Source organism: Melaminivora alkalimesophila (assembly GCF_000282995.1).
Taxonomy (GTDB): Bacteria; Pseudomonadota; Gammaproteobacteria; order Burkholderiales; family Burkholderiaceae_C; genus Melaminivora; species Melaminivora alkalimesophila.
Genome location: NZ_ALEE01000113.1, coordinates 1 through 11,235 on the forward strand (window position 1 = coordinate 1; position 11,235 = coordinate 11,235).

The 11,235-nt window shown below is 63.9% G+C and carries 9 protein-coding genes and 1 pseudogene; 8 read left to right on the plus strand and 2 right to left on the minus strand.

Annotated features, from left to right (window positions below):
• On the plus strand, positions 1-998 hold a 998-nt coding region (locus A612_RS01635; protein ID WP_019372872.1), incomplete at its 5' end, for a heavy metal translocating P-type ATPase.
• Here A612_RS01635 and A612_RS01640 read toward each other — a convergent pair.
• The gene (locus A612_RS01640; RefSeq protein ID WP_040435565.1) at positions 958-2,310 is read right to left on the minus strand and encodes a heavy metal sensor histidine kinase; all 1,353 of its coding nucleotides are present in this window, start codon (positions 2,308-2,310) and stop codon (positions 958-960) included. The two genes, A612_RS01635 and A612_RS01640, sit on opposite strands and share 41 nt — an antisense overlap.
• Entirely contained in the window at positions 2,307-2,993 is a 687-nt protein-coding gene (locus tag A612_RS01645) for a heavy metal response regulator transcription factor (protein WP_019372874.1), read from the minus strand. Before A612_RS01645 ends, A612_RS01640 begins: the two co-directional genes overlap by 4 nt.
• A 144-nt stretch (positions 2,994-3,137) precedes the next feature.
• Here A612_RS01645 and A612_RS01650 point away from each other — a divergent pair, with 144 nt between their 5' ends.
• The 7 genes and pseudogenes from A612_RS01650 to A612_RS01680 form a co-directional block, all read left to right on the plus strand.
• Positions 3,138-3,473, plus strand: coding sequence for a DUF4148 domain-containing protein (locus A612_RS01650; RefSeq protein ID WP_040435567.1), 336 nt, complete (start codon positions 3,138-3,140; stop codon positions 3,471-3,473).
• Between the two features lie 661 nt (positions 3,474-4,134).
• Positions 4,135-5,388 (plus strand): TolC family protein, encoded by a 1,254-nt coding sequence (locus A612_RS01655; protein WP_051001390.1) that lies wholly within the window; start codon positions 4,135-4,137, stop codon positions 5,386-5,388.
• Positions 5,389-5,493: 105 nt separating this feature from the next.
• A complete protein-coding gene (locus A612_RS16355; RefSeq protein WP_075807007.1) occupies positions 5,494-6,048 on the plus strand; it encodes a hypothetical protein in 555 nt (184 codons plus the stop codon).
• A complete protein-coding gene (locus A612_RS01665) occupies positions 6,045-7,157 on the plus strand; it encodes an efflux RND transporter periplasmic adaptor subunit (protein WP_051001391.1) in 1,113 nt (370 codons plus the stop codon). The genes A612_RS16355 and A612_RS01665 overlap by 4 nt, the downstream gene beginning before the upstream one ends.
• A 9-nt stretch (positions 7,158-7,166) precedes the next feature.
• Positions 7,167-10,286, plus strand: coding sequence for an efflux RND transporter permease subunit (locus tag A612_RS01670; protein WP_019372879.1), 3,120 nt, complete (start codon positions 7,167-7,169; stop codon positions 10,284-10,286).
• A gap of 44 nt (positions 10,287-10,330) precedes the next feature.
• Positions 10,331-10,717, plus strand: a complete 387-nt coding sequence (locus A612_RS01675; protein ID WP_019372880.1) for a type 2 periplasmic-binding domain-containing protein — start codon at positions 10,331-10,333, stop codon at positions 10,715-10,717.
• A 347-nt stretch (positions 10,718-11,064) separates the two neighbouring features.
• Positions 11,065-11,208: pseudogene (locus A612_RS01680) on the plus strand (LysR family transcriptional regulator); the annotation flags it as partial.
• Between the last annotated feature and the right edge of the window lie 27 nt (positions 11,209-11,235).

Here is an 11,235-nt window from a genome sequence, read left to right on the forward strand (position 1 = left end):
CAGCCGCCCGCCGCGGCATTCTCATCAAAGGAGGTATTTACCTTGAAGAGGCGCGCAAGCTCAAGGCGATTGCGCTGGACAAGACCGGCACGATCACCGAGGGCAAGCCGAGGCTGGTGGACTGGGCCGTCGTCGATTCGCAGACGGAGTCGGCGGACGCGGAACACGTCGCCGTGGTGTTGGCCAGCCATTCCGACCATCCAGTCTCGCGCGCGATCGCGGCCGGACTGAAGCCGAATGGCGTCGAAGCGAAGAATTTCACGGCGCTGGCGGGGCGCGGTGCACAAGCAGAGGTCAGCGGCGTGAGCTATGTGCTCGGCAACCACCGTTTGATCGAAGAGCGCGGACAGTGCTCACCGGCGCTGGAGGAACGGCTGAAGCAGCACGAAGAGGCAGGCCGAACCGTCACGCTGTTGGCCAGTCCGGAGCGGGTCATCGCGTTGTTTGCCGTCGCTGACACCATCAAGCCTTCGTCTCGTGAGGCGGTCGCATCGCTGCAAGCGCTGGGCATCACTCCCGTCATGCTGACAGGCGACAACCAAGCCACGGCCACGGCTGTAGCACACGAAGCCGGCATCGAGCAGGCACGCGGCAATCTACTGCCCGAGGACAAGCTGGAAGCCATCAGGGCCTTGCAGCGAGACCTGGGGCCGACCGCGATGACCGGCGACGGCATCAACGACGCGCCCGCGCTGGCCCAGGCCGACATCGGCGTGGCGATGGGTGCGGCCGGAACCGACACAGCAATGGAAGCAGCCGACGTGGTCGTGATGAACGACGACCTGCGACGCATTGCCGAGACAGTGAAGCTCTCGCGATCGACGCACGCGGTGTTGTGGCAGAACATCACGCTGGCGCTTGGTATCAAGGCCGTCTTCCTCGTGCTTGCCCTTTTTGGCGGAGCAACGATGTGGATGGCCGTCTTCGCCGATATGGGAGCCAGCCTGCTGGTTGTGCTCAACGGGTTGCGGCTTCTGGGTGCGGTGCAGAAGGCTTGAAAGGGTCAGGCACCGTGAGTCCGATGGACGTGACGCCACCGTTTGATTCCGCCACGGTCCGCCCTCCGTGCATGCGAGCGATGGCGGCCACGATGGCCAAGCCCAGTCCGTGATTGCGGGCGGCGTTCGACCGCGCTGCATCCGCCCGGTAGAAGCGGTGGAACAGGTAGGGTAGATGTTCAGTCGGAATGGTGTGACCTTGGTTCACCACCCGTAGGGCCACCTCGTCGTCCAGCCGGTCGATCTGCACCAAGATGGTGCTGCGCTGATGCGCGTGCCGGGTTGCGTTGCCGATCAGGTTGGATAGCGCGCGCTGCAGCAGGCGCACGTCGGCCGTGCATGTGGCATCGCCGTCGATACGGACTTGAAGACCGGCTTCCTCGATGGCCGCCTCGTGCAAGTCCACCACCGCGCCCGCAACATCGGCCAGGCTGTCGACGTGTTCGCGGCGGGCCTCGGCTCCGCGGTCGGCCTGCGACAGGAAGAGCATGTCCTGCACGATCATCGACATGCGCTGGAGGTCTTCGAGATGCGAACCCAGTACATCCCGAAGCGCGTCGGCGTCGCGTGCCTTGCGCAAAGCGATCTCGGTGCCTCCCATCAAGGTTGCTAACGGCGTGAACAGTTCATGGGCAACATCGGCATTGAATGCTTCCAATTGTTCATAGGCCTTGTGCAGACGCTTCAGCAACTCATTGACATGGGCCACCAGCGGAACCAGTTCGTCGGGTTGAGCGGAGCCATCCAGAGGCTGGTGCAGGGTATCGGCCTCCAGTGCTTGGATTTGTGCCGAAAGATCGTGTACTGGACGCAGCCCGATTTGCACCAGCGTGAATCCACCGACGGCAATCACCACTGTCCCAGCAAGCGCCGCCGTGACCAGCGTGCGGGCTAAGCGCTCAAGCACGCGATCGTCCTCGCTGGCGTCCAGGATCAGCACCGCCTGGATGGAGGTGGTGCCGTTCGTGGCCTCGAACCGCATGTCGATCGTGCGGTGATCCATTGGAACGGCTGAACTGGCATAAAGAACACTGCCGTCGGCACCGCTCAGGATCACCATCACGTCCTGCTGGCCGACCATGGCGTCATTGAGCTTGTGCGTAAGCGTGTCGTTGTCCAACTCTCCCGCCTCGGCAATGAGATGGCTCACTTGGAGCTGCTTCTGCCGCAGCGTGTCCATCTGCCGCTCCTTGAAACTCAGTGCGGTGACGGTGTAGACGCCCAAGCAGATCAAGGCGAGTCCGGCCAGCGTAAGAAAGGCGAGCCAGCGGGCAAGCCGCCGTCCTAGTGATCCGGCAGGCCGCAGTCTCACGGCTGACGATCTTCGAGCATGTAGCCCATGCCACGGACTGTGTGCAGCAGCGGACGCTCGAAGGGCAGGTCGAGCTTGTTCCGCAGCCGACGCACAGCAACATCGATCACGTTCGTGCCGTAGTCGAAGTTCACGTCCCACACCTGCTCGGCGATCTCTGTGCGCGACAGTACCTCACCCTTGCGGCGCAAGAGTAGCGTCAGCAGTTGGAACTCCTTTGCCGACAGGTCGATGCGCTGGCCGGCCCGAGTAGCGCGCCGCCGCGCCAGGTCCACCTGCAAGTCCCCCAGGCACAGCACCAGCGCATCGGGTGCGGGCGCAGTGCCAGCAACGCGGCGCAGCAGCACTTCGATGCGGGCCACCAGCTCGGAAAAGGCGAACGGCTTGACGAGGTAGTCATCCGCTCCCGCCTTCAGCCCGCGTACGCGATCCTCGATGCGATGGCGGGCCGTCAACATGATCACCGGCGTCTGCTTGCTCTGCCGCAGTGCAGCCAGCAAGCCGAAGCCATCGATGCCCGGCAGCATGGTGTCGAGAACGATCAGGTCGTAGTGGCCGTCAGAGGCCATGTGGAGGCCATCGATGCCGTTGGCAGCCACATCGATCACATAGCCTTCTTCAGAGAGTCCCTTGCGAAGATAGTCCGCGAGCTTGGCTTCGTCTTCCACGATCAGCAGCTTCATGCGCAGCGTTCCTGCTGCGGTCTCTCGCAACCTGTCCAAATTGTCATCTGTACGTTCTACTCCCGTTCGGTGCCGGTTCTTACATTGTGCTCATGCCTTCGGGCATATCGATTTTCTGCAAATCACACTGGAAAGGACCATGCAATGAAACTGACCCATCTTGTCGCCATGAAAGCCATTATCCTGGCCACGGCACTGCCCATGGCGGCCCAGGCCGATTCGCTCTGGCACCCCGCGTCCAATGAGCAGGGCTTCACGTATCACCCCGATCATTTCAAGAGTACCAAGACCCGTGCCCAGGTGCTGGCCGAGGTCGAGGCAGCCCGCAAGGACGGTACGCTCACGCTGATGCAACGTGGACTGCCGGTGCCCATCAAGAGTTCCGCAGCACCGAAGACGCGCCAGCAGGTTGTCGATGAGATGCGTAGCGAAGCACCGGAAGCACAGCGTGCGCGACTGGAACTGTATTCCGGCGGTTGACACTGCTGACACCCGCGCACTCTGCCAGAGTTTGTTTCCATGCCGCCTCGCCTCATCAAAGCGAGCAGCACCTCGCTGGGCATTGAGGTGGCCGGAGAGACACCCCCTCATCGTTGCTCCTGGACTGACATTGCTACTGCTACACTTTCTCCATGCGCCGCTGGCTCGCCATACTTCTGCTCGTACTACTGCCTACCCAGGCAACCTGGGCGGCGGTGGCTGGCTATTGCGTGCACAAGCTAGGCTCCGCGGTGAGCCATCTCGGACACCATGACCATGCTGCGCACGGCCATGCTTCCACGCTCCTCGATGAATCGGATACGACGGTTTCCAGCAGCGATGCCACGCTCGGCGTGAGTCATGACTGCGGGCACTGCCACGGGCAATACGCTGGCATGCTGCTCCGTGTCGAGTCACTGCGATTCGAACAAATACCCAGTCCATCCATCGCGGTCAACGATGAGCCATGTACTGCGTACCACTCCCTTAGACCCGAGCGCCCCAAGTGGTCTCACCTTGCCTGATCGGCGAAGCGGGGTCTTCCTTTTCTGATTCCCGTTCGCGTCCGAACGCCTGCTGACGTGGGCGTTCAGATGTGGCGCGGCCGTATGGTCGCTATTCGCCGGTCTCCCGTGTATCCCCCTCAACACTGGAGCATCGAATGTATCCGAAGACAAAAACATCAATCCGTCTGCGGCAAGCCGTACTTGCCGCTTTCTTGGCCGGCGTGAACGCCGGCGTATATGCCCAACCGGAAGCGCTCCCAGCCAACCTGAAGGACGTCTTCGACGCAGCCTGGGCGCGGCAGCCCGAATCGCAGGCGCTGCTGATGCGCCGTGATGCCGTCCAAGCGCAGCGGCGTGCGGCGGCGGCATGGACGCCCGAGCCACCCGCGCTCGAAATCAGTAACAAGACGGACCGGCTTACGCGCAACGACGGTGCCCGTGAGCTAGAGGCCGGCATCGCCATCCCTCTGTGGCTGCCAGGTGAGCGAAGCAACAGCGGTGCACTGGCAGATGCGCAGACTGCGGCCGTGGAGAGCCGTGTGGAAGCGGCGCGACTGCGACTCGCCGCCACGGTACGTGAGGCCTGGTGGAATTGGGAACGCACGCGCATCGACGCCGACATCGCACGTGGGCAACTGGACAATGCTCGCCGCATCGCCACCGACGTTGCGCGGCGCGTCAAGGCCGGCGACCTGGCGCAGGCCGACCAACACCAGGCCGACGGTGCTGTGGCCGCAGCCGAAGCGGCCGTGGCGCAGGCCGAGGCAGGAGCGACGACGGCGCAGCAGCAATTGAAGGCGCTGACCGGCAGTGTTGCCCTCGCTGCGCCTACGGGTACATCGCCTGCCGAGGTTGAACCCACCTCGTCAGACATGCCAATACACCCTGCACTCAACGAGTTGCAAGACCGTGCCGCCGTGGCCGAGCGCACCGCGGCCCTGGCCGCCAAGCAGTCGCGGGCGAACCCGGAGTTGACACTGTCCACCACGCGGGAACGTGGGGCATTCGGCGAGCGCTACGACCAAGCCATCACGGTGGGCATTCGAATTCCGTTCGGCGCAGGCCCTCGCCACGACAGCCGCGTGGCGGCTGCTCGGGCCGATGCTGTGGAAGCACAGGCCCAATTCGCGCTGGATCGTGCGCGGTTGCAGTCGGAGAGGGAGGCCGCAGAGGTCCGGGTCAATGCGGCACGCACGCAGCTTGCAGCCGCGGAACGCCGCGCCACCTTGGCTCGTGAGACGCGCGGATTCTTCGACAAATCCTTCCGCCTGGGCGAGACCGATCTTCCGACACGGCTGCGCATCGAAGCCGAAGCCACCGAGGCCGAACGGCAGGCGGCGCGCAGCCGCATAGAGCTGGCCTCGGCGATTTCCACATGGCGCCAGGCACTGGGCCTGCTGCCGCAGTGAACGGCAGGATATGAGTGAAATTGGCACCCAGAGCTTATCCATCAATCGTAAACAGCTATTAATAACGCAGCACATCCATCTGGAATCCCATCTGGAACCTTCACCATGAAACTTTCTCCCCTACTGGCGGTGCTCAGCATCGCCACGGCCCTTCTCCTGTCTCCGCTGGCGCGCGCTAGCGAAGGCCATGACCACGGCGACGCGACCCCGGCCACTACTGGCCCCGCGCTCCCACGGTTCATCGCCGTCTCCGACATCTTCGAACTTGTCGGCGTGCTCAACGGCAAGCACATCACCCTCTATCTTGACCGTACCGCTGACAACACCCCGGTGACAGACGCCCAGATCGAACTCGAAGTTGCCGGTGAAAAGTTCAAGGCCGAGAAGCACGAAGATGTTTACGAGGTCGTTCTGACGGCTGAGCCTGGGCCTGGGGTACTGCCGATCACCGCAACGGTCGCCGCAGGCAATGAGGTGGACTTGCTCGCCGGCGAACTCGATCACCACGAAGAAGCGCATACCGATGCTGCCGGGCCTTCCAAGCCTTGGACACCTTATGCGGCCTGGGCCATTGGCATAGTGGCCGCGCTTGCGGCCCTGTTCACCATTGGCCGCCGCATGGTGTCCTCCCGTCAACGCCATGCTGGAGATGCCGCATGACCTCGAAACGCATTTTTCTTGCCATAGCCATCGCTCTGTCGCTGGGTGCAGCCACTCCAGCTTTCGCCGGCGAAGGCCATGATCATGGCGACGCAGCCGCCGCGCCGAACGCCAATGGCCCACAACGCTTACCTGATGGCAGCGTGTTTCTGCCCAAGCCCGCGCAGCGGCAACTCGGCGTGCGCACCTTGCTCACCGAAGAGGCCGAGTTGCCGCGCTCGTTCGAGCTGAATGGCAAGGTGGTGATGGACCCCAACGCAGGGGGCAAGGTACAGCCACTGAATGCCGGCCGCATCGAACCGGGGCCACGAGGTCTGCCAAATCCCGGACAGGCGGTGCGCAAAGGGGAAGTGCTGGCCTATGTCGTGCCCTCGGCCGCGCCGATCGAGCGATCGAACCAGGCCGCGCAACTGGCCGAGCTGCGCGCAGCCAAGAGCCTGGCGGACAAGCGCGTCGCGCGCTTGCAGGAGCTGGCCGACACCGTGCCGCGCAAGGACATCGAGGCGGCCGAGAGCGAGGCACGCAGCCTGACCGAGCGCATCGCTGCTGTGGGTGGGGGACTTGCGACCCGCGAGGTGCTGATTGCGCCCGTCTCGGGCGTGATTGCCTCCGCCAACGCGGTGGCGGGCCAAGTAGTCGATTCCCGCGAACTCATCTTCGAAGTCATCGATCCGGCGCGGCTGCGCATCGAGGCGCTCGCCTTCGATGCGGCGATCAGCTCGGATGTCGGTAGCGCCACGCTCGCCGTCGGCAAGGAGCGCGTGCCGTTGACTTTCGTCGGTGCGGCGCACAGTCTGCGCGAACAGGCATTGCCGTTGGCCTTCCGCGCTGAAGCTGCCGCGCTGTCGGCGCTGGCGGTAGGCCAACCGGTGCGCGTCTTCGTGCAGAGCAAGAGCAAGGTAAAAGGCATCGCCGTGCCGTTGGCCTCGCTGATGAAGAACCCGGCGAATCAGAGCATTGTCTGGGTGAAGACCGCGCCTGAGCGATTCGAGCCCCGCACCGTCACGGCCGAGCCGCTGGACGGTGTGAACGTGGCGATCACGTCGGGCCTGAAGGCCGGCGACCGCGTGGCCACGCAGGGGGCCACACTGATCAACCAGGTGCGCTGAGGAGTCCGCATGTTCAAGTGGCTTCTCGACAACAGCCTGGCCAACCGGATGCTGGTGATCATCGCCAGCGTCGTGCTGATGGCCTATGGCGCCTTCACGCTGTCCCAAACGCCGGTGGACGTGTTCCCGGACCTCAACAAGCCCACGGTCACGATCATGACCGAGGCCGGCGGCATGGCCGCCGAGGAGGTGGAGCAGCTCATCACCTTCCCGCTGGAGACGACGATGAACGGGCTGCCCGGCGTCGAGTCGGTGCGTTCGACCTCGTCGGCTGGCCTGTCTTTCCTCTACGTCACGTTCAACTGGAGCACGGACATCTTCCGCGCGCGGCAGCTCGTCTCAGAGCGACTGTCGGCCATGGAGGAAGGCCTCGCCGAAGGCGTCGTGCCGCGCATGGGTCCGATCAGCTCGGTCATGGGCGAGATCATGCAGATCGCGATTCCCGTCGATCCGCAGAAGATCAGCCCGATGGCGGTGCGCGAGTACGCCGACTGGGTACTGCGTCCCCGACTGCTGTCGGTGCCGGGCGTGGCGCAGGTGATCCCGATCGGCGGCGAGGTACGGCAGTTCCAGGTACAGCCGAACACGGCCCGCATGGCCGAGCTCGGCATCACGCACGATCAGCTCGAAGCGGCGCTCAAGGGCTTTTCTGCCAACACCTCGGGTGGATTTCTGGAGTTGAACGGCCGGGAGTACCTGATCCGCAACCTCGGGCGCACCTCACGCCTGGATGATCTAAAGAACCTTGCGCTCACCGCCAGCCAGGGTCAGCCCATCCTGTTGCGCCAGATCGCCGAGGTGACCTTTGCCGCTGCCATCAAGCGTGGCGATGCCGGCTTCGAGGGCAAGCCGGCCGTGATTTTGGGCATCCAGAAGCAGCCCACCGCCGACACGATCGCCCTGACCAACGCCATCGAGGACGCGCTGACCGGGTTGAAGGCCTCGCTGCCCGCAGGCATGGAAGCGCCTCGCGTTACCTTTCGCCAGGCAAGCTTCATCGAAGCATCGATCACCACGCTTCAAGGCAAGCTGATCGGCGCGTCGGTCTTCGTCGCGGCTATGCTGTTCTTCTTCCTTGGCACACTGCGACCGACGGTCATCGCGCTGACCGCGATCCCCGTTTCGATCTTCATCACCGCCCTGGTCTTCCGCTATTTCGGCCTATCGATCAACACGATGACGCTCGGTGGCCTGGCCATCGCGATCGGCGGGCTGGTGGACGATGCCGTGGTCGGTGTGGAGAACGTGCTGCGCCGGCTGAAGGAAGACCGCGCGAAACACCCCGACAAGCGGCTACACCCGCTCGAAGTTGTGAGCCGCGCGACGATGGAAGTGCGCTCGGCCATCCTCTATGCCACGGTGATCATCGTGCTGGTCTTCATCCCTCTGTTCGCGCTGCCGGGGCTGGAAGGCAAGCTGTTCGTGCCGCTGGGCATCGCCTTCATCGTCTCGACGCTGGCCTCGCTGGTGGTGTCGGTGACGATCACGCCGGTGCTGAGCTTCTTCCTGCTGCCACGTATGAAGAACCTCGACCACGGCGACACCAAGGTGCTCGCCTGGCTGAAGGCGCGCTACCGCAACGGCCTGGAGACCGTGCTGGAACGGCCCAAAGCCGCGATCGTCGCGGCGGGTATCGCGGTCGTGGCGGCCACGGCTGCGGTGCCTTTCTTCCCGACGACCTTTCTGCCGCCCTTCAACGAAGGCACGCTGCTGATCGGCCTGCGACTGAACCCCGGCGTCACCCTATCCGAAAGCTCCGCGGTGGCGCGCCAGGCCGAGGTGCTGGTGAGCCAGGTGCCCGAGGTCACGCACGTCGGGCGGCGTAGTGGCCGCGCCGAACTGGACGAACATGCCGAGGGCGTGCATGTGAGCGAACTCGATGTCGGCCTGAAATCGACCGCCGAGCTGACGCGAAGCATGGACGAGGTTCGGGCCGACATTCGCGCGCGCCTGTCCAACCTGCCGGCTGCCATCGAGATCGGGCAACCTATTTCGCACCGCATCGATCACATGCTCTCGGGTGTGCGCTCGCAGATCGCGATCAAGATCTTCGGCGAGGACCTGGATGCGTTGCGCGGGCAAGCTGAGGCCCTGCGGCAACAGCTGGCGGCCATTCCCGGCATCGCCGACCTGCAGATCGAAAAGCAGGTGCTCGCGCCGCAGATCAAGGTGCATATCGACTACGCCGCCGCCGCGCAGTATGGCGTGCCGGCACCGCAGGTACTGACCACGCTGCAATCGTTGGTCGAGGGCGAGAAGATCACGCAGATCGTCGAGGGCGGTCGGCGCTTTGCGCTGGTGGTGAAGCTACCCGAGACCGCGCGGTCAATTGATGGGCTGAACCAGATCCTGATCGAGACGCCGACGGGACGCATACCCCTGTCAAAGATCGCGACGATCGAGGACGGCGACGGCCCCAACCAGATCAGCCGCGACGATGGCAAGCGCCGCATCGTGCTGTCGGCCAATGCGTCAGGCCGTGCGCTGTCGGAGATCGTGGCGGACATTCGCAAGGTCGTGGCTGAAACCAAGTTGCCCGAGGGGTACTTCATCACGCTGGGCGGACAGTTCCAGGCGCAGGAGGAGGCCTCGCGCCTCGTCGGCCTGCTGTCCATCGTGTCGCTGGTGCTGATGTTCGTGGTGCTGTACAGCCGCTACAAGTCGAGCACGCTTTCGGCACTGATCATGGTCAACATCCCGCTGGCATTGGTCGGCGCGGTGATCGGGTTGTGGCTGTCGGGCCAGCCCCTGTCGGTGGCCGCGCTCGTCGGCTTCATCACGCTGGCCGGCATCTCGGTGCGCAACGGCATCCTGAAGGTCAGTCACTACATCAACCTGATGCGCTTCGAGGGCGAGAGCTTCGACAAGAAGATGATCGTGCGCGGCTCGCTCGAACGGTTGAGCCCGGTGCTGATGACTGCGCTGGTCACGGCTTTCGCGCTGGCGCCGCTGCTGTTCGAGGCCGAGCAGCCTGGTACCGAGGTGCTGCATCCGGTAGCCGTGGTCATCTTCTCCGGCCTGATCAGCTCGACGCTGCTCGACACCTTCCTCACACCCGTCTTGTTCTGGCTATTCGGCCGCAAGGATGCAGAGCGGCTGGAAAACGACAAGGATGCCGAGGCGCTGTGACACCCAAACCATCCAATTTTCTTCACTTGCCCGAAAGGAAACCCATGAAAACGCATGCCACCATCGCTGCCATCAGCCTAACCTTCGCCAGCGCGGCCTTCGCCGCTGGCGGCAAGCATGACCACGCCCACGAGCACCAGCCGATGCACGGCGGCGTCGTGGTCGAGGTCAGGGACATGGACTACGAACTCGTCGCCAAGCCCGAAGCGATCCAGCTCCATGTGCGCGACCACGGCAAGCCTGCCGATGTCTCGAAGGCCAGCGCGAAAGTCACACTGTTGACCGGCGCCGAAAAGCAGGAGGTCGAGCTCCAACCGGCTGGCGATAGGCTGCAGGCCACCGGCAGCTTCAAGGTGGGCCCTGGCACCAAGGCCGTGGCGGTCGTCACGGTCAATGGCAAGGCGGCGACCGCCCGCTTCACGCTGAAGTGAAACACCCCCTGAGTCGCTTCGCACCATCCCCCCTCTCCTGCGTGAGGGGGGACAACGCCGGTGGCCGGCGCAGATCCGGCCACGGCGTTCGCTGACTTGGCCGGCTCCGCGGCCTGCGGACTCCTCTTATGTTTCATGCCCTGCGGGTGGCGCGCAGCGCCATGGAAAACTGAAATGAGTGTAGTGGCTCTGCCAAGTCTCGTCTCCGGCTGGTAGTGCGCGCTCCGCGACTGGCCAGATCACGGCTCGGCTGACGGTGCTGTCGCGCTTTTGCTGCCTTCAGCGCCATGTGTGACGGCGCGTTGCAGAAAAGCAGCGCGCCGTACACAAACTATGGAGTAGATATCATGGAATTACGACATCTGCGCTACTTCCTAGCCGTGGCAGAAGAACTCCATTTCGCGCGCGCGGCTGAGCGGTTGCACATCGAGCAATCGCCGCTGTCGCGAGCCATCAAGGAACTGGAGGTGGAATTGGGCGCACAACTGTTCTGACCTGCTCCCCATAGGCCGTACCAG